The sequence below is a fragment of the Ureibacillus xyleni genome, from assembly GCF_900217795.1.
GTDB lineage: Bacteria > Bacillota > Bacilli > Bacillales_A > Planococcaceae > Ureibacillus > Ureibacillus xyleni.
In genome coordinates, this window is record NZ_OBMQ01000001.1 from 576,944 (window position 1) to 599,801 (window position 22,858).

At 36.8% G+C, this 22,858-nt stretch carries 24 protein-coding genes; 23 read left to right on the forward strand and 1 reads right to left on the reverse strand.

The annotated features are described in order from the left end of the window. From rpe to spoVM, 3 genes are read left to right on the forward strand one after another with little or no spacing between them, the layout of a single operon-like run. Nucleotides 1–666, forward strand: coding sequence for a ribulose-phosphate 3-epimerase (gene rpe, locus CRO00_RS02655; RefSeq protein ID WP_097072092.1), 666 nt, complete (start codon nt 1–3; stop codon nt 664–666). Then, nucleotides 666–1,319 carry a thiamine diphosphokinase gene (locus tag CRO00_RS02660; RefSeq protein ID WP_097072093.1) on the forward strand — a complete coding sequence of 218 codons (654 nt, stop codon included), beginning with the start codon at nt 666–668 and terminating at the stop codon, nt 1,317–1,319. Before rpe ends, CRO00_RS02660 begins: the two co-directional genes overlap by 1 nt. Nucleotides 1,320–1,335: 16 nt before the next feature. Beyond that, nucleotides 1,336–1,440, forward strand: coding sequence for a stage V sporulation protein SpoVM (gene spoVM / locus CRO00_RS02665; RefSeq protein WP_097072094.1), 105 nt, complete (start codon nt 1,336–1,338; stop codon nt 1,438–1,440). Nucleotides 1,441–1,733: 293 nt separating this feature from the next. Here spoVM and rpmB read toward each other — a convergent pair whose 3' ends face one another. Continuing rightward, entirely contained in the window at nt 1,734–1,922 is a 189-nt protein-coding gene (gene rpmB / locus CRO00_RS02670; RefSeq protein WP_097072095.1) for a 50S ribosomal protein L28, read from the reverse strand. A gap of 389 nt (nt 1,923–2,311) precedes the next feature. Here rpmB and CRO00_RS02675 point away from each other — a divergent pair, with 389 nt between their 5' ends. The 20 genes from CRO00_RS02675 to trmD all read left to right on the forward strand — a co-directional run bounded on the left by CRO00_RS02675 (nt 2,312) and on the right by trmD (nt 22,827). Next, nucleotides 2,312–2,674, forward strand: a complete 363-nt coding sequence (locus CRO00_RS02675; protein WP_097072096.1) for an Asp23/Gls24 family envelope stress response protein — start codon at nt 2,312–2,314, stop codon at nt 2,672–2,674. Nucleotides 2,675–2,692: 18 nt separating this feature from the next. Next, nucleotides 2,693–4,348 (forward strand): DAK2 domain-containing protein, encoded by a 1,656-nt coding sequence (locus tag CRO00_RS02680; protein WP_097072097.1) that lies wholly within the window; start codon nt 2,693–2,695, stop codon nt 4,346–4,348. Between the two features lie 216 nt (nt 4,349–4,564). Further along, complete coding sequence (gene sdaAB / locus CRO00_RS02685; protein ID WP_097072098.1) at nt 4,565–5,227, forward strand: L-serine ammonia-lyase, iron-sulfur-dependent subunit beta; 663 nt, start codon at nt 4,565–4,567, stop codon at nt 5,225–5,227. A gap of 12 nt (nt 5,228–5,239) precedes the next feature. Next, a complete protein-coding gene (gene sdaAA / locus CRO00_RS02690; protein ID WP_097072099.1) occupies nt 5,240–6,127 on the forward strand; it encodes an L-serine ammonia-lyase, iron-sulfur-dependent, subunit alpha in 888 nt (295 codons plus the stop codon). Then, nucleotides 6,124–8,172 (forward strand): ATP-dependent DNA helicase RecG, encoded by a 2,049-nt coding sequence (gene recG / locus CRO00_RS02695; RefSeq protein WP_097072100.1) that lies wholly within the window; start codon nt 6,124–6,126, stop codon nt 8,170–8,172. Before sdaAA ends, recG begins: the two co-directional genes overlap by 4 nt. Before the next feature lie 101 nt (nt 8,173–8,273). Beyond that, nucleotides 8,274–8,864, forward strand: coding sequence for a transcription factor FapR (gene fapR, locus CRO00_RS02700; protein WP_097072101.1), 591 nt, complete (start codon nt 8,274–8,276; stop codon nt 8,862–8,864). After that, entirely contained in the window at nt 8,848–9,843 is a 996-nt protein-coding gene (gene plsX / locus CRO00_RS02705) for a phosphate acyltransferase PlsX (RefSeq protein ID WP_097072102.1), read from the forward strand. The genes fapR and plsX overlap by 17 nt, the downstream gene beginning before the upstream one ends. A gap of 22 nt (nt 9,844–9,865) precedes the next feature. Continuing rightward, nucleotides 9,866–10,804 (forward strand): ACP S-malonyltransferase, encoded by a 939-nt coding sequence (gene fabD, locus CRO00_RS02710; RefSeq protein WP_097072103.1) that lies wholly within the window; start codon nt 9,866–9,868, stop codon nt 10,802–10,804. A gap of 5 nt (nt 10,805–10,809) precedes the next feature. Beyond that, complete coding sequence (gene fabG, locus CRO00_RS02715; protein WP_097072104.1) at nt 10,810–11,556, forward strand: 3-oxoacyl-[acyl-carrier-protein] reductase; 747 nt, start codon at nt 10,810–10,812, stop codon at nt 11,554–11,556. Nucleotides 11,557–11,668: 112 nt separating this feature from the next. Further along, entirely contained in the window at nt 11,669–11,905 is a 237-nt protein-coding gene (acpP, locus tag CRO00_RS02720; RefSeq protein ID WP_097072105.1) for an acyl carrier protein, read from the forward strand. 156 nt (nt 11,906–12,061) lie between these two features. Further along, the gene (rnc, locus tag CRO00_RS02725; RefSeq protein ID WP_419865853.1) at nt 12,062–12,817 is read left to right on the forward strand and encodes a ribonuclease III; all 756 of its coding nucleotides are present in this window, start codon (nt 12,062–12,064) and stop codon (nt 12,815–12,817) included. Between the two features lies 1 nt (nt 12,818). After that, complete coding sequence (smc, locus tag CRO00_RS02730; RefSeq protein ID WP_097072107.1) at nt 12,819–16,379, forward strand: chromosome segregation protein SMC; 3,561 nt, start codon at nt 12,819–12,821, stop codon at nt 16,377–16,379. 73 nt (nt 16,380–16,452) lie between these two features. Then, the gene (gene ftsY / locus CRO00_RS02735; RefSeq protein WP_097072108.1) at nt 16,453–17,691 is read left to right on the forward strand and encodes a signal recognition particle-docking protein FtsY; all 1,239 of its coding nucleotides are present in this window, start codon (nt 16,453–16,455) and stop codon (nt 17,689–17,691) included. Nucleotides 17,692–17,829: 138 nt separating this feature from the next. After that, on the forward strand, nt 17,830–19,008 hold the full coding sequence (locus CRO00_RS02740) for an MFS transporter (RefSeq protein WP_097072109.1): 1,179 nt from the start codon (nt 17,830–17,832) through the stop codon (nt 19,006–19,008). A 92-nt stretch (nt 19,009–19,100) separates the two neighbouring features. Then, a complete protein-coding gene (locus CRO00_RS02745; RefSeq protein ID WP_097072110.1) occupies nt 19,101–19,436 on the forward strand; it encodes a putative DNA-binding protein in 336 nt (111 codons plus the stop codon). Nucleotides 19,437–19,446: 10 nt separating this feature from the next. After that, nucleotides 19,447–20,805, forward strand: a complete 1,359-nt coding sequence (gene ffh / locus CRO00_RS02750) for a signal recognition particle protein (protein WP_097072111.1) — start codon at nt 19,447–19,449, stop codon at nt 20,803–20,805. A 107-nt stretch (nt 20,806–20,912) separates the two neighbouring features. Further along, nucleotides 20,913–21,185 (forward strand): 30S ribosomal protein S16, encoded by a 273-nt coding sequence (rpsP, locus tag CRO00_RS02755; protein WP_097072112.1) that lies wholly within the window; start codon nt 20,913–20,915, stop codon nt 21,183–21,185. A gap of 14 nt (nt 21,186–21,199) precedes the next feature. After that, nucleotides 21,200–21,433: a KH domain-containing protein gene (locus CRO00_RS02760; RefSeq protein ID WP_097072113.1), complete on the forward strand. Its 234-nt coding sequence runs from the start codon at nt 21,200–21,202 to the stop codon at nt 21,431–21,433. A gap of 147 nt (nt 21,434–21,580) precedes the next feature. Then, nucleotides 21,581–22,099, forward strand: a complete 519-nt coding sequence (gene rimM / locus CRO00_RS02765; RefSeq protein WP_097072114.1) for a ribosome maturation factor RimM — start codon at nt 21,581–21,583, stop codon at nt 22,097–22,099. Next, nucleotides 22,099–22,827: a tRNA (guanosine(37)-N1)-methyltransferase TrmD gene (trmD, locus tag CRO00_RS02770; RefSeq protein ID WP_097072115.1), complete on the forward strand. Its 729-nt coding sequence runs from the start codon at nt 22,099–22,101 to the stop codon at nt 22,825–22,827. Before rimM ends, trmD begins: the two co-directional genes overlap by 1 nt. Nucleotides 22,828–22,858 lie beyond the last annotated feature (31 nt).

Consider the following 22,858-nt stretch of genomic DNA (forward strand, 5'->3'; position numbering starts at 1 on the left):
ATGATTAAAATTGCACCATCTATTTTAGCAGCAAATTTTGCAAAACTAGGACAAGAAGTTAAAGAAGTGGAAGAAGCTGGGGCAGAGCTAATTCATATCGATGTAATGGATGGTCATTTTGTTCCAAATATTACAATGGGGCCAATTGTCGTAGAAGCATTGCGTCCCATTACAAAATTACCCCTTGATGTTCACTTAATGATTGAAAATCCTGATAGCTATATCGAACAATTTGCCAAAGCTGGGGCAGACTATATTTCTGTTCATGTTGAAGCATGTAGACATTTACACCGTACAATTCAATTAATCCGTTCATATAATATAAAGCCTGGTGTTGTATTAAATCCACATACGCCGATTGAATCCATTCAGCATATTTTAGAAGATGTCGATTTTGTACTATTCATGACAGTGAATCCCGGTTTTGGGGGACAAAAATTTATCTCTTCTGTTGTGCCAAAAATTGAAGCATTATCGAAAATGATTAAAGAGCGCGGTTTAAATATTGAAATTGAAATTGATGGTGGCATCACGGCAGAAACGATTGTGCCATGTGCAAAAGCAGGAGCGAATATTTTTGTTGCAGGGTCTGCTATTTATAATCAAGAGGATCGTGCAGGGGCGTTACAACAAATAAAAGCTGCAGGCGAGGCTGCATTAGTGTAATGTCAATCGTAGTCATTTGCTCGGGAGGCCCTTACGATGAAATCTACCCATTGGAACGTTTTAAAAACATACAGGATATTGTTTTTATTGGTGCTGATTACGGGTCTATTTATTTGTTAGATGCAGGAATAACCCCTAAAGAGGTCCTTGGGGATTTTGATTCCTTATCTGAAGAAGATTGGGACCGCGTTTCAAAAGTTGTTAAACATATCGATAAGGTAAAGGCCGAAAAAGACGAAACGGATACGGATTTAGCTTTATTAAGGGCACTTTCATATCATCCTGCAGAAATATATTTAACAGGGGTAACTGGAGGTCGCCTAGATCACTTTGAGGCAGCAATACGCTCAATTTATCGAGTTCAACAGGCAAATCCTCATATCGAAATAAAAATTATCAACTCTCATAATGAAATTCGCATACTATTGCCTGGCAAACATACTATATTACGAGATGAAAAGTTTCGATATATTTCATTTTTTGCTTTTGAAGAAATGGTAGAAAATGTAACATTGCGTGGGGTAAAATATGAGACTACAAATGAAACAATTGAAATTGGTACTTCTAGATTTACTAGTAATGAATTGATTCTCGAGCAGGGGTATATCTCTTTTTCATCAGGCATATGTTTAATGATAAGAAGCAGTGACTAAAAAGGAGGGCCCGATTTTGAGAGTTTATACATTTCAATTACCAAAGTTTGTTAGTAGCCTTACTCGTAGTTGCATCAATTTATTTACCGGCGGCGGAAAGAAGAAAAAACGTAAGGAATAATAATATTTTTTATTCGTTTATTTATTACGCCGGTAGTAATAATTGGATGCATAGGTTAAACCTTTCAGCTGAAGAAGGAGGCGTCTCATATAATTTGAGGCGCCTCCTTCTTATGTTACAAGCTAAATGAATGTAAGACTTAATCATTCTAAAATGTTAATGTTTGTGGATTGTGCTTATATTTATTTCATTCTTGTGCAATCCCATCAATTATCATAAATAGTAGCCAAAAGAAAAAACATCGACTTTTACAAAAAGTAAAAATCGATGTTTTTTAATAAGGTTGATTCGTATTAAACGCGTTCAACTTTACCAGATTTTAAAGCACGAGCAGATACCCATACACGTTTTGGTTTACCGTTAACTAAGATACGAACTTTTTGTAAGTTAGCACCCCAAGTACGTTTGTTAGCGTTCATAGCGTGTGAACGGCTATTGCCTGAACGAGCTTTACGACCAGTTACTGCACATTGTTTAGGCATGTATATTCCCTCCTTACAGATGAATCTGAAAGCTTGTTTTTCAGTTCGTTATTTCACATACTTTAATAATTTAACATAGCTCGGGTTTCTATGCAACAATTTTTGCACAACCTTTCAAGAAAAAATACTTTACACATTAGAAAAATACAACTCATTATATATCTTTAAAACGAAGCCAACAAAATAGTCATTTCTTGCATAATGGGGTCAATCGAATGCACAATAAGTAGACGAATACCAACGTTTTCTTTTATAATCAATTTTTGTGTAGTACAATATAGAGTAGTTTAGTTTATAAGTTTGTCGTTTAAATCGAGATAAATGCACGTTACAGTAGCGGATAACTACAGTACTTTTTATCCCAAATTAGCCAAGGAGGCAGAAAATTTATGTCACTAGAAATCAAAAATGATTTTGGCCAAATTGATATTTCAAATGATGTAATTGCTCAAATTGCTGGTGGAGCGGCAATCGAATGTTACGGAGTTGTCGGTATGGCATCTAAGCATCAAATTCGTGATGGATTAACAGACATTTTACGAAAAGAAAACTTCGCAAAGGGCGTAATTATTCGCCAAAATGGACAAGACCTTAATATCGATATGTATATCATTGTAAGCTATGGGACAAAAATTTCTGAAGTAGCTTACCAGGTCCAATCAAAAGTGAAATATACTATAAATAAAACATTAGGTATGAGCGTAAAATCAGTTAACATATTTGTTCAAGGCGTTCGTGTTATGAATGTGTAAGAGGAGGATTTAGATCGGATGAAGTCTCTAGACGGAATCAAATTTGCCGAAATGGTACAAATGGGAGCTCACCATTTATCACAAAATGCAAGTTATGTTGATTCACTAAATGTTTTCCCAGTGCCAGATGGAGATACGGGGACGAATATGAACCTATCTATGACATCAGGTGCAAAGGAAACGCAAAGTAATGCGGATCAACATATCGGAAAAACAGCGCAAAGTTTATCTAAAGGATTGTTAATGGGAGCTCGAGGAAATTCAGGCGTAATTTTGTCCCAACTTTTCCGTGGATTTGGGAAGTTCATTGAAAAAGAACCAGTAATCGATGCGAATCAATTTGCTGGCGCATTCCAAGCCGGGGTTGATACAGCATATAAAGCAGTAATGAAACCAGTTGAAGGTACAATACTAACAGTTGCACGTGAAGCGGCATCTAAAGCTGTGGAAGCTGCCCAAACGGAAGAAAACATTATTTCTGTTATGGAAGTTGTTGTAAAGGAAGCGAAAAATTCCTTGGACCGTACACCAGAATTACTTCCTGTATTAAAAGAAGTTGGGGTTGTCGATAGTGGTGGACAAGGGTTGCTGTTTATTTACGAAGGTTTCCTTGCATCATTAAAGGGTGAAGCACTTCCAGAGAAGAATACTGCATCATTAGATGATCTAATTAACGCTGAACATCACCGTGCCCAAGACTTTATGAGTACAGAAGATATCGAATTTGGATATTGTACTGAAATAATGGTTCGTCTTGAAGAAGGAAAGGAACCATTTGATGAAGCAAAATTTAGAGAAGAATTAAACGTCATGGGTGATTCGCTGCTAGTTGTTTCAGATGATGAAATTGCAAAAGTACATATACACTCCGAAACACCGGGTGCTGTACTTTCTGCAGGGCAAAAATATGGTAGCTTAATTAAAATTAAAGTTGACAATATGCGTGAACAACATTCGGCTATTGTAAACGATGAATCTAACCAATCACCTACAAAACCATCGATTAAGGTAGAAAAACATCCTTATGCCGTTGTTACGATTGCGATGGGTGAAGGGATTGCTAACTTATTACGTAGCATAGGTGCTTCTTATGTCATTGAAGGTGGACAAACGATGAACCCTTCTACAGAAGATATTGTGAAGGCTGTTAAAGCAATCAATGCTGAACGTGTTTTAATATTGCCAAATAATAAAAATATTGTTATGGCTGCAGAACAAGCGGTAGAATTATTAGATATTGAAGCTGCCGTTGTTCCAACAAAAACGATACCACAAGGGATGGCGGCAATTTTAGCCTTCAACCAAGAGGCGACTGTGACAGAAAATAAGTCGAATATGACAAGTGCCTTCTCCCATGTCAAAACAGGCCAAGTAACATATGCAGTTCGTGATACATCAATTGATGGTGTAGAGATTCGAAAAGATGATTATATGGCACTGGCTGAAGGGAAAATTGTACTTTCTACTCCAAATAAAATGGATGCAGCACAAAAAGTAATCGCTGAGTTAGTTGATGAAGATTCTGAAATCATTACAATTCTATTTGGCGAAGATGCTTCAGAAAGCGAGGCACAAATATTGTCTCAGTTTATTGAAGAGAATTATCCAGATGCTGAAGTTGAGATTGTAGATGGTAAGCAATCACTTTATCCGTTTATCTTATCAATTGAATAAAACAGTAAGGCAGTACTTGTGAAGTGAATTCCTAGTACTGTCTTTATTTTTATCCAAAAAACTCCTTAACTTCTTTTTCGTAAAACTAACTTGCTTTCACTTTTATTTTCTGAATTCTATTTATTTTGATTGTTAAAGAATGTTCATGATAAACTAGGCTTACAATGTACTATAGAAATAGATTCGTAAAATTACTTTTTTAAGGGAGAGAATAGGTTGAAATTTACTTCAGTTTTTGACATTATTGGACCCGTTATGATTGGCCCCTCTTCTTCACATACAGCAGGTGCAGCAAGAATTGGACGAGTTGCACGAGATTTATTCGGTCGTACACCTAAGTGGGCCAAGATTCATCTTTACGGCTCTTTTGCAGAAACATACAAAGGCCACGGAACCGATGTGGCCATAATAGGTGGATTACTTGACTTCGATACCTTTGATGAACGTATTAAAACATCCTTTGAACATGCAAAAAAAATTGGGTTATCTTTTGAATTTATCGCAGAAACAGCAAACAAAGAACATCCTAACACGGCTCGAATTGTATTAGGAGATGACACTGGTGAAATGTCAATTGAAGGCATCTCGATTGGTGGCGGTAAAATTGAAGTAAGTGAAGTAAACGGTTTCAAATTACGTTTAACTGGTGGAATGCCGGCTTTGCTTGTTGTACATGATGATCGTGCTGGATGTATAGCCAATGTTGCTAACTGTTTAGCAATGCATAATATCAATATTGGGCATATGGAAGTGTCACGTATTGAACGAGGCTTAACGGCATTAATGGTCATAGAGGTCGATCAAAATATTGATGAACGTGTAATTCAACAAATTACATTGATTCCAAATATTACGAAGGTATCTAAAATAAACAATTAAGGAGTGGGCGAGTTGGACGTTTTATTTCATAATGTACGAGAATTAGTTGAACTGGCAGAAAAGGAAAATAAGCTCATTTCTGAAATTATGATTGAGCAAGAAATGAAAATAAGTGGTCGAACAAAACAAGAGATTTATGACCAAATGGATAGAAACTTAAACGTAATGGAGCAAGCGGTTGAACGAGGACTTAAAGGTGTTCGCTCGGTATCGGGGCTTACTGGTGGTGATGCAGTATTATTACAAAATTATATTGCAACAGGAAATAGTTTATCAGGCGACTTACTGTTAGACGCAGTTAGTAAAGCAGTTGCAACAAATGAGGTCAACGCAGCAATGGGGACAATTTGTGCGACACCAACAGCGGGTTCTGCTGGCGTCGTGCCGGGAACATTATTTGCAGTAAAAAATAAACTAAATCCTTCGCGAGAACAAATGATTGGTTTTCTATTTACTGCTGGAGCATTTGGTTTTATTGTTGCAAACAATGCATCAATTTCTGGTGCTGCTGGAGGATGTCAGGCAGAGGTAGGTTCAGCTGCTGGAATGGCTGCAGCATCAATTGTTGAAATGGCTGGGGGTTCTCCTTCCCAATGCGCTGAAGCCTTTGCGATTACCTTAAAAAATATGCTCGGTCTAGTTTGTGATCCAGTTGCGGGTCTTGTAGAAGTACCTTGCGTAAAACGAAATGCAATGGGTGCTGCAAATGCTCTTGTAGCAGCCGATATGGCGTTAGCTGGAATCACAAGCCGCATCCCTTGTGATGAAGTAATTGGCGCGATGTTTAGAATAGGTCAGACAATGAATCCAAATTTAAAAGAAACAGCTCGTGGTGGTTTAGCGGCAACTCCAACAGGAAAAGAAATAGCTGCTAAGATCTTCGGGAGTGCAATGAATTGACAAAAAAAGTTTTTGGAGCAGTTACTGATCTAAAAGGGATAGGAAAAGAAACAGCAGAGCATTTAGCAGAGATGGGGATATATACTGTACAAGATTTAATTTGGACATTTCCTTTTCGCCATGAAGACCAACGTTTAAAGAATTTAGCTGAAACACCGCACAATGAAAAAGTAACAGTCGAAGCTAGAGTAGAAACTGTCCCTTCTGTACTTTATCTTGGAAAAAATAAAACAAGAATACAAGTAACCGTTCTAGCTGGTAGACATTTAGTGAAAGTTGTATTTTTTAATCAAGCATATTTGCGTCAAAAATTAACACCAGGTTTGATTATCACGGTTTCAGGAAAATGGGATCGTGGTAGACAGGTAATAAATGGTACATCCATTCATTTTGGACCGAAAACTGATGATACAGATTTTGAACCTGTTTATAGTTTACGGGGTTCAATACATCAAAATAAATTTAGAAAGTATATGCGCCAAGCATTAGATGTAGCTGGGGAGAATTTAGGAGAAACTCTCCCGCAGCATCTAATTCAACAATATAAACTCCTTTCAATTACTGATGCGTTAGAAGGAGTTCACTTTCCTAAAGATGCAGATCATGCGAAACAAGCGAGAAGAAGATTTGTTTATGAAGAATTACTGCAATTTCAGTTGCGAATACAAGCGTTACGTAAGGCACGTAAAAGTCATGAACAAGGAACGATAATACAATATGATCTAAAGAAGTTAAGGGATTTTATTAATACGATACCTTTTGAATTAACCAATGCGCAAAAACGAGTTGTAAATGAACTATGTAAAGATTTAAAAGAACCTCACAGAATGAACCGACTTTTACAAGGGGATGTTGGGTCTGGTAAAACAATCGTTGCTGCTATTGGGCTTTATGCAGCAGTAACAGCAGGTTTTCAAGGAGCTTTAATGGCGCCGACAGAAATATTAGCAGAACAACATGCAGAAAGTCTAAAAAACTGGTTTGATCCTATTGGAGTTCGTGTTGCCCTACTTTCAGGTTCTACAAAAAATAAAGAACGAAAATTAATTTTAGAACAACTACATAATGGTGAAATTGACATTTTAATTGGGACCCATGCGTTAATTCAACCTGATGTTGTTTTTTCGAAGTTGGGTTTTGTCATTACCGATGAACAACACCGCTTTGGAGTTGAGCAAAGGCGTATATTAAGGGATAAGGGGATGAATCCAGATGTTCTTTTTATGACAGCAACCCCAATACCAAGAACACTGGCCATTACAGCATTTGGTGAGATGGATGTTTCAATTATTGATGAATTGCCAGCAGGTAGAAAACAAATTGAGACACATTGGCTAAAAAAAGAACAACTAAATTCAGCTATTTCTAAAATGGAAATAGAACTACGCCAAGGTAGACAAGCATATGTAATTTGTCCTTTAATTGAGGAGTCAGATAAATTAGACGTTCAAAATGCTGTTGAAGTATATGAACAACTTGCAACTATATTCCGTGGACGATATAAAGTAGGTCTTATGCATGGTCGTCTTCACCCGGATGAGAAGGAACAGGTGATGCGTTCTTTCACTGAAGGAGAAATTGATGTATTAGTATCTACAACAGTAGTTGAAGTAGGAGTAAACGTTCCAAATGCAACTTTTATGTTAATTTACGATGCTGATCGGTTTGGACTTGCACAGTTACATCAATTGCGAGGACGTGTTGGAAGAGGACAACACCAATCTTATTGCGTATTAATTGCTGACCCAAAATCCGATGAAGGAAAAGAACGGATGATGTCCATGACCCAAACAAATGATGGCTTCCGATTAGCCGAAAAAGACTTGGAATTACGTGGACCAGGTGACTTTTTTGGAAAAAAACAAAGTGGTCTTCCTGATTTTAAATTGGCAGATCTAGTACATGACTATAGAACGTTAGAAATCGCTCGGCAAGATGCAGAAAAATTAATATATGACCAGGATTTTTGGGAAAATGAAGAATATCGATATTTACGAGAAATGCTTGAAGAATCTGGAGTACTTGCTGGTGAACGAATCGATTAAAAAACTAGAGGACGTAACATTTATGTTGCGTTCTTTTTTTTGGAAATGTATACTGGTATTAGTACCAAGTGCTAAAAAAATTGGAAGTAGGTGACGAGTGAATGAAAAGAACGAAAAAAGAACGGCAACGTCTTCTAACTGAAACAATTGAAGACAACCCATTCGTCACTGATGAACAACTTGCTTCCCAATTTGGTGTAAGTGTACAAACAATTCGCCTTGATCGAATGGAATTAGCCATTCCGGAATTGCGCGAAAGAATTAAAGATGTTGCAGCAAAAAAATATGAAAATGAAGTTAAATCTCTACCAATAGATGAAGTAATTGGTGAAATTATTGATATTGAATTAGACAGTCGTGCAATTTCTATTTTTGACGTAGGGGCTGAGCATGTTTTTCAACGTAATGGAATTGCAAGGGGACATCATCTGTTTGCACAAGCAAACTCCCTTGCAGTTGCTGTAATTAATGATGAACTTGCCCTCACAGTAAAAGCGAATGTTTTCTTTGTAAAACCTGTAAGAGCAGGGGATCGGGTAATTACAAAGGCAATTGTTCGTGGTCAACATAACGAAAAAAATAGAACGTATATAGATGTTGTATCAACTGTAAATAATGATACTGTGTTTAAAGGCGAATTTGAGATGTATCGCACGAAAGGTAAGGGTGACAATCATGAAACTAGCAATTGATGGAATGGGTGGAGACAATGCACCGAAAGCAGTTGTCGAAGGTGTGTTACTTGCACTAGATGAGTTTCCGAATATCGAAATTCAGCTCTATGGAAATCAACGAGAATTACAACCATTTATAAAAGAACATAGCCGCCTAGAAGTAATCCACTGTGAGGAAGTAGTGGAAGCTGAAGATGATCCAGCCCGTGCTGTACGTCGCAAAAAAGATTCTTCCATGGCTCGCATGCTTGAAGCCGTGAATGAAGGTCGAGCAGATGCTTGCTTATCTGCAGGAAATACTGGTGCATTGATGGCTGGTGGATTATTCAAAGTAGGTCGTATCGAAGGTGTATCACGACCAGCATTAGCGACAACATTACCGACGATTGATGGCAAAGGTTTTTTAATGTTGGATCTTGGTGCAAACGCAGATGCGAAACCGGAAAACATTGTGCAATATGCAATTATGGGGAATATTTATGCGAAAAAGGTGCGCGGTATAGAAAATCCACGTGTCGGTTTATTAAATATTGGAACAGAAGAAAAAAAGGGGAATGACCTTACAAAGAGCGTTTACGGATTATTAAAAGAGGCAGACTTTAACTTTGTTGGGAATGTGGAAGCGAGAGATTTATTAGATAATGTTGCAGATGTTGTAGTGACAGATGGATTTACAGGAAATATGGTTTTAAAAACAATTGAAGGTACAGCTGGCGCATTAATGTCCATGTTGAAAGATGTATTTATGGCATCAGGGAAAACGAAAATCGGTGCACTATTAGTGAAAGGTGAACTGAAAAATTTAAAGTCAAAACTGGACTACTCTGAACACGGGGGAGCTGCACTTTTTGGTCTACAAGCACCAGTTGTGAAAGCTCATGGTTCGTCTAATGGAAGGGCTATTTACAATGCCATTCGCCAAGCATCGATTATGGTAGAGCATAATGTGACGGATGTCATTAAGACAACAATAGCTGAAAATCCAGTTCAAGAATAAGACATTTGAAAAGGGGATACACATGACGAAAATTGCATTTATTTTTCCTGGGCAAGGTTCCCAACAAGTGGGAATGGGGGCAGAGTTTGTCCAAAATGATGTTCATAGTAAAGCATTTTATAATCAAGCGGATGAGGTTTTAGGTTTTTCTCTTTCAAAATTAATGCTTGAAGGTCCTCAAGAAGAATTAACGTTAACTTATAACGCACAACCAGCATTGCTAACAACAGGAGTTATGGTTGCTGCGAAACTTAAAGAAGCAGGAATTGTTCCAGATTTTACTGCGGGTCATTCTTTAGGAGAATATAGCGCATTAGTTGCTTCTGAATCTATTTCTTTTGAAGATGCAGTTCAAATTGTTCATAAACGTGGTCTTTTCATGGAGGAAGCTGTACCTGCAGGGCAAGGTGCAATGGCGGCTATTTTAGGAATGGAAGCTAATGCATTACAAGAAGTTACAGACAAAGTAACAAATGAGGGCGATACCGTTCAAATTGCCAACTTAAATTGCCCGGGTCAGATTGTAATTTCTGGAACGAAAGCAGGAGTTGATAAGGCTTGCGTCGAAGCAAAACAAGCAGGTGCAAAACGTGCAATACCTCTTGTTGTTAGTGGCCCATTCCATTCTGAATTAATGCGAGAAGCTGCAGAAAAATTAAGTGATGTTTTAAAAAATATTGAAGTCGCTCAACCTAAAATTCCTGTTGTTGGAAATGTATGGGCAAAAGAGCTGGAAGATGTTTCTGCCATTCAACATGAACTTGTAGAGCAAGTTTATTCACCGGTTCAATGGGAAAATTCTGTTCGTTTTATGATTGAGCAAGGTGTTAAAACATTTATTGAATGTGGCCCTGGAAAAGTTCTATCAGGTTTAGTAAAGAAAATTGATCGTTCCGTTAGCACTTACTGTGTATTTGACGAAGCTTCACTAAATGACGTCATTGAAACATTGAAGGGGTGAACAAATTGGGAAAATTAGATGGTAAAACAGCTGTTGTAACGGGAGCTTCTAGAGGAATTGGACGTGCAATCGCTTTAGAACTTGCTAGAGAAGGTGCTAATGTTGTAGTCAACTATAGCGGTAGCGTTGGAAAAGCATTGGAAGTTATTGAAGAAATTAAAACAATCGGTACAAATGCAATAGCTGTTCAAGGCAACGTTGGGGATGCTGAGGCTGTCCAAAACTTAATGGCCACTGCAATCGAACAATTCGGCTCAATTGACATTCTAGTAAACAATGCTGGGATTACAAGAGATAACCTATTAATGCGTATGAAGGAAGAAGAATGGGATGATGTAATCAACACGAACTTAAAAGGTGTCTTCCTATGCACAAAAGCAGTTACGCGCCAAATGATGAAACAACGGGCTGGACGAATTATAAACATTTCCTCGATTGTTGGAACGATAGGAAATGCAGGGCAAGCCAATTATGTTGCAGCAAAAGCAGGTGTGATTGGTTTAACAAAAACAACCGCTAGAGAACTAGCATCACGTAATATTTTAGTAAATGCCATTGCACCAGGGTTTATTACGACCGAAATGACGGATGCATTACCAGAAGATATTAAAACTGCTATGTTAGCGGAGATTCCATTAGGTACTCTAGGTCAACCAGAACATATTGCAAAAGCAGTAGTATTCCTTTCATCAGATGATGCTAGTTATATGACAGGTCAAACATTGCATATTGATGGCGGAATGTACATGTAACAAATTGTGCGTATAAATTCTTAGCAAAAATTATTATTTATTGAATAATATTGCTATCATTCTTTGAACAATTACGTTTTTTATGTATACTATTTGAGGGGAGGTGACCATCTTGGCTACAGTATTAGAACGTGTAACAAAAGTAGTAGTTGACCGTTTAGGTGTTGACGAAAGCGAAGTGAAAGTAGAAGCTTCTTTCCGTGAAGATTTAGGAGCAGACTCATTAGACGTTGTTGAATTAGTTATGGAACTAGAAGATGAGTTTGATATGGAAATATCAGATGAAGATGCTGAAAAAATCGGAACTGTTGGCGATGCTATCAGTTATATTGAAAGTAAATTAGGCTAATCTTTATAAGAGGCACATTGGCATTTTAAAAAATACCAAGAAGTGCCTCTTTTCATTATTGCAATAATAATTAATCGAAAGAAAAGTTGAATTTCTACAGTTGAACAAGGTAAACTAAACGGTAGAATCTATTAGGAAGGCAGATTGTTCATGACAATTAGAAAAAAAAGTAGCAATCAAAAAATCGGTGTTTTACCGGAAAAAGTTAAACATCAATTCGAATTTTTACAAGAGGAATTAAACATATATTTTCGTAACAAAAGTCTATTATATCAAGCATTTACCCATTCATCTTATGTGAATGAGCATCGTCGAAAACTATTTACCGACAACGAACGACTAGAGTTTTTAGGAGACGCAGTTCTTGAACTTTCTGTATCTAAATATCTTTTTGAAAGATATCCACATATGAGTGAAGGAGAGTTAACAAAGTTGCGTGCATCGATTGTTTGCGAACCTTCCCTTGTTATTTTTGCGAATGAACTAAATTTCGGCAAGTATGTCCTCTTAGGGAAAGGTGAGGAATTAACTGGTGGTCGTGAGCGTCCAGCATTACTTGCAGACGTGTTTGAATCATTCATTGGCGCATTATATTTAGATCAAGGTTTAGATGTTGTCGTTTGCTTTTTAGAAAGAATTGTGTTCCCTAAAGTAGAAGTCGGTGCTTTTTCGCATGTGATGGATTTTAAAAGTCAACTACAAGAAATGGTCCAACAATCAAACAATGGCGTTTTACATTATGAAATTGTAGATGAAAAAGGACCTGCTCATAATCGTACATTTGTTTCCCGTGTTTTATTAAACGATCAAGAATTGGGCATTGGTCGAGGTAAATCGAAAAAAGAGGCTGAACAACAAGCTGCTCAAAATGCAATGATTACACTGAATCAGTCCGCTCTTAAGGAGGAATAATATGTTCCTTAAACGACTTGAAGTAATAGGCTTTAAATCGTTTGCTGATCGGATTGGGATTGACTTTGTACCTGGTGTAACGGCGGTTGTTGGCCCGAATGGTAGTGGGAAAAGTAATGTTACAGATGCTATTCGTTGGGTTTTAGGGGAACAATCCGCTAAAAGTTTGCGAGGCGCTAAAATGGAGGACGTTATCTTTGCAGGAAGCGATTCTCGTAAACCACTAAACTTTGCGGAAGTAACATTAGTACTAAATAATGAAGATGAAAAAATATCAATACCATTTACCGAAATAAGTGTGACAAGACGGGTATATCGTTCGGGTGATAGTGAATATTTGCTTAATAATCAGCAATGTCGTCTCAAAGATATTACAGACTTATTTTTAGACTCAGGCTTAGGAAAAGAAGCATTTTCGATTATTTCTCAAGGCCGTGTGGATGAAATATTAAATAGCCGTCCAGACGACCGTAGAACAATATTTGAAGAAGCAGCAGGAGTATTAAAATATAAAATACGTAAGAAAAAAGCAGAGCATAAATTAGTTGAGACAGATGAAAATCTACATCGCGTATTAGACATTTTACATGAATTAGATAGTCGACTCGAGCCTCTACAAATTCAAGCATCTGCAGCTAAAGATTATGTCAAAATGACAGAAGAACTAAGGGAATTTGATATCGCTTTAATTGTTCACGATTTAACAAAATATGCTGGAAATTTAAAACAAGTAATGTCTGAATATGAACGCCTGCAACAAACAGAACAACAACATCTTTTCGAAATAAACAATATTGAGACGCTCGTATACGACATTCGTGATAAATTGAAAAAACTTGATGGCGACCTCGACCTAGCCCAAGAACAACTAGTAGAAGCGAGCTCTGAAGCGGAGCGTTGGGATGGCCGAAAAGCATTAATGAAAGAAAAACGGTTAAATGCAGAAAAGCAATTAACCCAACTCCAACTTTCTTTAAAGCAAGCACAACAAGAACAAGATGAATTGGCAACGAGTGAGGAAGAGAAAAAATGTTTATTTGCTGAAAAACAAAGAGAAGTTCAAACACTTAAAAATGAACTAAAGCAATTAGAATTAACGTTAAACTCATCCGCTATTGAAATCGAACAAGAAATTGAACAATCGAAAAATAAATATATCGATTTATTAAATGAAGAAGCGACGGTAAAAAATGAATTAAAGCATATTGATGAACAGCTAGCTCTGCAACAAGAAACGGCAGAACGGATGAATGACCGCTCTTCGGAAATGGCAAAAAAGTTAGAACATGTTATTGAAACGAAATTAAATCTTCAATCCATCTTACAAAACATTAAGAGCCAATTGAAAGACCGCTTAGAGCAGCATGAACTAATTCAAATGAAGCTAAAGTCATCATCATCTGCTTTTGAAGAGAAACAAAAGATGTTGTACCAAGCTTATCAGCATCAACAACAACTAAAAAGCCGAAAAGATACTTTAGCGGAACTAGAAGCCGATTTTTCAGGATTTTTCCAAGGGGTAAAGGAAATTTTGCATGCTCGTGATCGGGGTGAATTAGTTGGTATTCAAGGAGCTGTAGCAGAATTAATTCAAGTTGATGGAAAGTATTCAAAAGCAATTGAAACGGCTCTTGGTGCTCAAACTCAACATATCGTTACTGAAACCGAACAACATGCTCAAAAAGCAATTGGTTGGTTAAAAATGAAACGTGCTGGAAGAGCTACATTTTTACCGAAAACTGTAATGAAATCACGTTTACTTCAGCCTCAACAGTATGTGACAGCAAAAAATCATCCTGCATTTATTAGTCTTGCATTTGAATTAGTAAGCTTTGATGATGCGAATCGTACTATTGCGGAGAATTTATTAGGAAACGTTCTAGTTGCTGCAAACCTTGAAGGAGCAAGTGAAATCGCCAGAAGCTGTGGCTACAAATATCGAGTTGTTACTTTAGATGGTGATATTGTAAATGCTGGAGGTTCCTTAACAGGTGGAGCATCAAAGCAACAATCTTCACTGTTTTCTCGTAAAGCAGAGCTCGATGATTTAACAATTAGGCTAGAGCAAATGGAGACTTCAATTGTTCAAGCAGAAAAAACACTTTCTGCTGAAAAGGAAATTGTTTCTAGCTTAAGGGAACAATTAGAGGTCATTAAGCTAGAAGGTGAAGCGCTTCGAAAAGAGGAGATGGAACACCGCTCAAAAATTGTTGAATTAGAAGTGGAAGAAAAGAGTTTAAAGGCAACTGTGAATGTTGCAACTTCCGAACAATCCTCAGCTTCAACAAGAAAATCTTCTCTATTACTGCAGAAGGAAGAAGCGGAAAACCGCCTTCAGCAATTAAAAATTGAGCTACATGAATTAAATGACACAGTTGAACAATTGACTAAATTAAAAGTACAAACCGAAACAGAGAAAGATAGTTTACGTGAACAATCTGCTATTAAACGATCTGAACTTGCAGTAGTACAAGAACAATTAAGTCATATTCAAATCGCCACAGCTGACATTGCTCTAAAAAGGGCAAAAGCGAAACAGCAAGTTGAGTCAATCAATCAAGAAATTCAATGGATTCAAAACGATGATTTAAACGGTCCATCCGAAGAAGAGATTGAAAAAACTGTAGCACAATGGATGATGCGGAAAGAAGAGCTTTCAAATAAAATTCAAGTTAGTAGAGAAGCACGCTCCAACCATCAACAGAAATTATCCGTGTTAGAAGAACAATTAAAGGAGTTACAAAGAATTCACAAAGGATTTTTAGAAAGTTTACGTTCGATTGAAGTAAGCAAAAGCCGTATGGAATTTGAAATGAATCGTCTACATACACAGTTAGATGAGCAGTATGAACTTGACTTTGAAGATGCCGAAGCTCTCGCGATTGAAATAAAAGATGAAGATCAACTAAGACGTAAAGTAAAACTTCTAAAACAATCGATTGAAGAACTGGGCCCTGTTAACCTAACAGCTATTGAGGAATATGAACGTGTTTTAGAAAGACATACGTTTTTATCAGAGCAGCGTAATGATTTACTCGAAGCACAGGAAACGTTACATGAGGCGATTAAAGAAATGGATGAAGAAATGTCTGTTCGATTTGGGGAAACTTTCTCCATGATCCAATCGCAATTTAGAATTGTTTTCCGTGAGTTATTTGGGGGAGGACAAGCAGATTTAGTACTACTTGATTCTGAAAATCTTCTAGAAACTGGCATCGAAATTGTGGCTCAACCACCTGGTAAAAAGCTTCAGAGTTTAAGTTTATTATCTGGGGGAGAAAGAGCGTTAACAGCAATTGCTTTATTATTTGCAATTTTAAACACACGTCCAGTGCCATTTGTTATTTTGGATGAGGTTGAAGCGGCACTCGATGAAGCAAACGTTCAACGCTATAGTGAGTACTTAAGAAAATTAAGTAATGATACACAATTTATTGTCATTACCCATCGGAAAGGAACGATGGAAGGGGCAGACGTTTTATACGGCATTACAATGCAAGAATCTGGGGTTTCGAAACTAGTTTCAGTAAAACTTGAAGAAGAGGCCCTGCTTAGTAGATAGAGAATATATTGGGATTTCTCGCTAAAAATACTTAGTGATTAGTCGGTTTTTAATTACAAAGGAGCGATTTATAATGAGCTTTTTTAAACGTTTAAAAGAAAAACTAATGGGAAGTAGTGCCGAAGAAGAGAAAGTTCAGGAAACTGACCTTAAAACTAATGTTGAAGCTGATTCGGATGTAGATTTAGATGATGTTAAGCAAGAAGAAATAAAAGAATCGGTTGAAGAAATCATCGAAGTAATTGAAGAAGTAGAGCAACCACAAGAGGAAACTATTGAAAATACTTCTAATGTTGAAGAGACAATGCCTGCACCAGTTATAGAAGAATCAGCTGATAAGAAACCTTCAGCGTGGTCAATTACTCAAAAATTCAAAATGGGTCTAGCGAAAACACGTGATTCCTTTACATCAAAGGTGAATGATTTAGTTGCTCGTTATCGTAAAGTTGACGAAGATTTCTTTGAAGAATTAGAAGAATTATTGTTACAAGCTGACGTTGGCTTTGAAACGGTAATGGAGTTAATGGACAAATTACGTTTTGAAGTTCAACGAAAAAACATAAAAGATACTGAAGGCATTCAAGCAATTATTTCAGAAAAACTTGTTGAAATTTACGAAGCAGGCGAAGAAAATATTACAGAGTTAAATATGCAGCCAAATGGGGAATTAACGGTTATCCTCTTCGTTGGTGTAAACGGTGTTGGGAAAACGACAACAATCGGTAAATTAGCTCACCGTCTTAAATCTGAAGGGAAATCCGTAGTACTTGCTGCTGGCGATACATTCCGTGCTGGGGCAATCGATCAACTTCAAGTTTGGGGAGATCGCGTTGGTTGTGAAGTTATAAAACAATCAGAAGGTTCAGATCCAGCTGCCGTTATTTATGATGCAATTGCTGCTGCGAAAAAACGCGGTGCAGATGTGTTAATTTGTGATACGGCGGGACGTTTGCAAAATAAAGTAAACTTAATGAAAGAGTTGGAAAAAGTTCATCGTGTAATATCTCGTGAAATTCCGGATGCCCCACATGAAGTATTGCTAGCACTTGATGCAACAACTGGCCAAAATGCACTTGTTCAAGCTCAAACATTTAAAGAAGCAACAAATGTAACGGGTATTGTCCTAACGAAACTTGATGGTACTGCTAAGGGTGGTATTGTACTAGCGATTCGTAACAAACTTCATATACCAGTGAAATTTGTAGGGCTTGGTGAAAAAATGGATGACCTACAACCATTTGATGCAGAACGTTACGTATATGGTTTGTTTGCGGAAGGTTTAGAAAAAGAACTTGAAAAACTAGATGATTAATTTAAAACTACTTCAGTATTATATAGAAATAATACTGAAGTAGTTTTTATTTTGAAATTTTTCGAAAGTTTAATAATAGTTTAGTATAATTATTTTTGTTTATCCTGCAAATCACTTGCCATGAAAGAAGGGTTAAAAATGAATCGTCCGCAACTATGGACCAAAAATTTTATGATTATATGTGGAATTAATCTTTTTACCCATATAGTTTTTTATAGTTTGCTTGCAACCATTTCTCAGTATGTGATTGGGCATTTTGGAAGAAGTCAAAGTGAAGCAGGTTTAGCTGTTGGAATTTACGTAATTATGGCAGTCTTTGCGCGGCTTTTTGCTGGCAAGTTGGTTGATGTGTTAGGACGTAAAAAAATCCTAATGTCTTCTGCTGTTTTGTTCTTTTTAGCAATCTTAGCCCATCAAATTGCAACAACTTACACACTGTTTCTAATTATTAGAGCAATTCATGGGTTTGCTTTTGGATTTCTAATGACCGCAACTAGCGCAATTATGGCTGATGTTGTCCCTGATGAACGTCGAGGAGAAGGAACAGGCTATTACGCAACAGCAATGAATATTGCCATGGCTGCGGGACCTTTTATCGGGTTATTTTTGTTGCGCGTATCTACGTTTGAAATGTTTATTTGGGTATTAGTTTTCGTAGCATTTTGCAATGTACTTGGAATCTTTTTAAATGTACCAACTCCATCACGAAAAGAAAAAGCACAATTAACTTTTTCATTAAGTGACATGTTTGAAAAAAAGGCAATGCCAATTTCAATCTGTATTTTTGTGTTAGCTCTTGGGTATTCAAGTTTACTTTCCTTTTTATCATCGTACACAAAGGAAATTGGAAATTCTGAAGTGGCTACTTATTTCTTTGTGGTTTATGCCGCTGCATTGGTAGTAACAAGACCATTTACTGGACGATTGTTTGACCGCTTTGGAGAAAATAAATTAACCTATCCGATGCTAGTATTAGTAGTTGTTGGTTATTTTGTATTAAGCCAAGCAAATAGTGGATGGATGATCTTATTAGCGAGTGCTTTAATTGGGATTGGTTACGGTACTGTTCAATCAAATTATCTAGCTATTGCCATTAAAGAAGTTATGTCAAATAGAAAAGCTACAGCTACTTCTACATTCTTTATTTTAATGGACTTAGCGATTGGTGTTGGACCTTATCTTTACGGAATTCTTTTAGGATTTATGAGTTACAGATCTATGTATAGCTGGACGGTGATATGGTTTGTCCTTGCAATTGGCGCTTACTATATCCTTCATGGTCAGAAGGTAAGTAAACGAAATCGAATTCTAAACTAACTATAATGTATTATGGACAAGGAAATTCCCTTGACAGACACTATGGAAACCATATATGATACAGTAGACAAATTATGATTGGAGAGATATTGATGCTACTTGAAAAAACAACACGCATGAACTTTCTCTTCGACTTTTATCAAGCATTATTAACAGATAAACAACGCAGCTATATGGAACTTTACTACTTAGACGATCTTTCTTTAGGGGAAATTGCAGAAAGTTACAAAGTTTCACGCCAAGCTGTGTACGATAATATTCGTCGTACAGAGGCAATGCTTGAGGAATATGAAGATAAATTAAAGCTATTTGAAAAATTCGGGCAACGTCAGCAAATCCTTAAAAAATTGACGAATGCAATAAAAGATGATTCTTCTTCTATTGAAGAGCGTCTTGAATTAATTTCACAATTAAAGGAAACGGATTAGGAGGCTAGACATGGCATTTGAAGGATTAGCGGAACGACTCCAAGGAACAATCCAAAAGATTAAAGGAAAAGGAAAAGTTTCCGAACAAGACGTAAAAGAAATGATGCGGGAAGTACGACTTGCATTAATTGAAGCCGACGTTAACTTAAAAGTTGTAAAAGAGTTTGTAAAAAAAGTAAGTGAACGTGCAGTTGGTGTAGAGGTTATGAAAAGTCTTACACCAGGCCAACAGGTAATTAAAATTGTGCAAGACGAATTAGTCGCATTAATGGGTGGGGAACAAAGCCCTATTAATTTCAATAACAAACCACCAACAGTCATTATGATGGTTGGTTTACAAGGTGCCGGTAAAACAACAACAACTGGGAAACTAGCGAATGTTTTACGAAAAAAATATAACCGTAAGCCGCTTCTTGTAGCAGCAGATATTTATCGTCCTGCTGCGATTCAACAATTACAAACACTTGGAAAACAATTATCAATTCCTGTTTTTGCACTAGGCAACGATGTATCACCTGTTGAAATTGCTCGTCAGGCCCTTGAACAAGCAAAAGAAGAACACCATGATGTAGTCATTATCGATACTGCTGGTCGACTTCATATTGACGAACAATTAATGGATGAACTAAAAAATATTAAAGCATTAAAAGAACCGGATGAAGTATTTTTAGTGGTCGATGCAATGACAGGTCAAGATGCTGTAAATGTAGCGCAAAGCTTCAATGAAACTGTTGGTATTACTGGTGTAGTATTAACAAAACTAGATGGTGATACTCGTGGTGGTGCAGCCCTTTCTATTCGTGCTGTAACGGATAAGCCAATTAAATACGTTGGTATGGGCGAAAAAATGGATGCATTAGAGCCATTCCATCCAGATCGAATGGCTTCCCGTATTTTAGGGATGGGTGACGTTCTTTCACTTATTGAAAAAGCACAAGCGAACGTAGACATGGAAAAAGCAAAAGAGCTTGAAGAGAAATTCATGTCTCAAAGTTTTACATTTGATGACTTTATAGAACAATTGCAAGCTTTGAAAAAAATGGGGCCACTTGATGAATTGTTAAAGATGCTACCTGGTGCCAATAAAATAAAAGGGTTAGACAATGTAAAAGTGGATGAAAAGCAAATGGGACGCATTGAAGCAATAATTTATTCAATGACACCTGCTGAAAAAACGAATCCCGACATTATTAATTCTAGCCGTAAAAAGCGTATTGCTACTGGATCAGGGACATCGATTCAAGAAGTAAACAGATTGCTTAAGCAATTTGAAGATATGAAAAAAATGATGAAACAAATGACAGGTATGGCTCAAGGAAAAGGAAAGAAAAAAATGAAATTACCTGGGCTAGATTCATTGTTTAAATAACATATTTATGTTAAATTATTAGGTGTTAAGAAAAAACACTTTACAAACTACGAGAAACTTGATAATATTCTATCTTGTGTGAAACTTATTCGGAGGTGCAAATAAACATGGCAGTAAAAATTCGTTTAAAACGTATGGGAGCTAAAAAATCTCCTTTCTATCGTATCGTTGTAGCTGACTCTCGTTCACCACGTGACGGACGTCAAATCGAAACAGTAGGTACTTACAACCCACTTACTACACCAGCTACTTTAACAATCGATGAAGAGAAAGCTCTTCAATGGTTAGCTAATGGTGCAAAACCATCTGATACTGTACGTAACCTTTTCTCAGAAAAAGGTATCATGGAAAAATTCCACAACCAAAAATTCAGTAAATAATCGGAGGTGCCACTATGCAGTTGCTGATTGAAACAATCGTAAAACCACTAGTCGATTTTCCTGAAGAAGTTCGTGTTGAGACGGACGAAAATTCAAGTCGAATTGTTTATAAACTTTCTGTACATCCGCAAGATCGAGGAAAAGTAATAGGCAAACAAGGGCGTGTTGCAAAAGCGATTCGTACAATTGTTTACTCAGCTGCTGGTGGTCACCATAAGAAAAAGACGTACGTCGATATATTGGATTAAAAGCGAATGGCAACTTGTTTAGCTAGTTGGCCAAAAGCTTAACAAATTAGAAGGGGACCTATTATAGGCTTTCCCTTCTTTTTTATTACTCATTTTAGTATGATAATGTCAATCAATTATTTTGACTTTAACAAAGGTGGATTTAATATGGAATGGTTTAATGTAGGTAGAATTGTAAATACACATGGGATACGTGGAGAAGTACGCGTACTTTCATCGACAGACTTTGAAGAATTACGTTTTGCACCGGGTAGTAAATTAGCAGTATTTAAAAAAGATGAGAAAAAGCCAATTTGGGTTACAGTAGAAAGCTCTCGAAAACATAAAAATTTTATTTTACTTACCTTTGAGGGGTACAATAATATCAATTTAGTTGAACCGTTTAAAGAGGGTATGTTAAAAGTAACGATGGATCAACTAGAAGATGATGAACTAGAAGAAAACGAATATTATTACTTTGAAATTATCGGTTGTGAAGTGTTTTCTGAGGAAGGGGAACTCATTGGTACAGTTAGTGAGATTTTAGAAACTGGTGCTAATGATGTATGGGAAGTTAAAGCATCCAATGGCAAAAAACACTATATTCCATATATCGAGGAAGTTGTGAAGAACATTGATGTTGAAGAGAAAAAAATTACGATTCACATCATGGAAGGATTATTGTAATGAATATTCATGTTTTAAGTTTATTTCCTGATATGTTCACAGGCGTGTTTGGATCATCCATTTTAAAAAAAGCACAGGAAAAAGAATTAGTCACATTAAATGTCTCTGATATACGGGAGTTTAGTGATAACAAACATAAACAAGTTGATGATTATCCATATGGTGGTGGCGCTGGTATGGTACTAAAACCAGAGCCAATGTTCCAAGCAGTTGAACAAATTACTCAAGGCCGAAAACCAAGAATTATTCTAATGTGTCCACAGGGAGAACGATTTACCCAGAAAAAAGCAGAAGAACTTGCACAGGAAGACGAACTAATTTTTTTATGTGGACACTATGAGGGCTATGATGAACGTATACGTGAGTTTCTAGTGACAGACGAGATTTCGATTGGCGACTTTGTGTTAACAGGTGGCGAGTTACCTGCAATGACGGTTATAGATGCCGTTGTTCGACTCTTGCCAGGAGTATTAGGACAAGAAGCTTCTCATATTCACGATTCATTTTCAACAGGATTATTAGAACACCCTCACTATACGCGTCCAGCAGATTTTAGAGGGATGAAGGTACCTGAAGTATTAACGTCGGGGAACCACGGTAAAATTGAGGAATGGCGTGAAGAACAATCGATAAAACGTACCTTTGAAAGAAGACCAGACTTACTAGAACATATTGAATTAAATAAAAGGCAATTGAGCTATCTTGAAAAACTAAAGAATGAAAAATAACTTGCAATAACTCTTGAAATTATGTTATTAT

Bases quoted from the DNA above. Each gene is read 5' to 3' on its own strand.
- rpe (WP_097072092.1), top strand. From the start codon at position 1: ATGATTAAAATTGCACCATCTATTTTAGCAGCAAATTTTGCAAAACTA.
- CRO00_RS02660 (WP_097072093.1), top strand. From the start codon at position 666: ATGTCAATCGTAGTCATTTGCTCGGGAGGCCCTTACGATGAAATCTAC.
- rpmB (WP_097072095.1), bottom strand. From the start codon at position 1,922: ATGCCTAAACAATGTGCAGTAACTGGTCGTAAAGCTCGTTCAGGCAAT.
- CRO00_RS02675 (WP_097072096.1), top strand. From the start codon at position 2,312: ATGTCACTAGAAATCAAAAATGATTTTGGCCAAATTGATATTTCAAAT.
- CRO00_RS02680 (WP_097072097.1), top strand. From the start codon at position 2,693: ATGAAGTCTCTAGACGGAATCAAATTTGCCGAAATGGTACAAATGGGA.
- fapR (WP_097072101.1), top strand. From the start codon at position 8,274: ATGAAAAGAACGAAAAAAGAACGGCAACGTCTTCTAACTGAAACAATT.
- plsX (WP_097072102.1), top strand. From the start codon at position 8,848: ATGAAACTAGCAATTGATGGAATGGGTGGAGACAATGCACCGAAAGCA.
- fabD (WP_097072103.1), top strand. From the start codon at position 9,866: ATGACGAAAATTGCATTTATTTTTCCTGGGCAAGGTTCCCAACAAGTG.
- smc (WP_097072107.1), top strand. From the start codon at position 12,819: ATGTTCCTTAAACGACTTGAAGTAATAGGCTTTAAATCGTTTGCTGAT.
- ftsY (WP_097072108.1), top strand. From the start codon at position 16,453: ATGAGCTTTTTTAAACGTTTAAAAGAAAAACTAATGGGAAGTAGTGCC.
- CRO00_RS02740 (WP_097072109.1), top strand. From the start codon at position 17,830: ATGAATCGTCCGCAACTATGGACCAAAAATTTTATGATTATATGTGGA.
- CRO00_RS02745 (WP_097072110.1), top strand. From the start codon at position 19,101: ATGCTACTTGAAAAAACAACACGCATGAACTTTCTCTTCGACTTTTAT.
- ffh (WP_097072111.1), top strand. From the start codon at position 19,447: ATGGCATTTGAAGGATTAGCGGAACGACTCCAAGGAACAATCCAAAAG.
- rpsP (WP_097072112.1), top strand. From the start codon at position 20,913: ATGGCAGTAAAAATTCGTTTAAAACGTATGGGAGCTAAAAAATCTCCT.
- CRO00_RS02760 (WP_097072113.1), top strand. From the start codon at position 21,200: ATGCAGTTGCTGATTGAAACAATCGTAAAACCACTAGTCGATTTTCCT.
- rimM (WP_097072114.1), top strand. From the start codon at position 21,581: ATGGAATGGTTTAATGTAGGTAGAATTGTAAATACACATGGGATACGT.
- trmD (WP_097072115.1), top strand. From the start codon at position 22,099: ATGAATATTCATGTTTTAAGTTTATTTCCTGATATGTTCACAGGCGTG.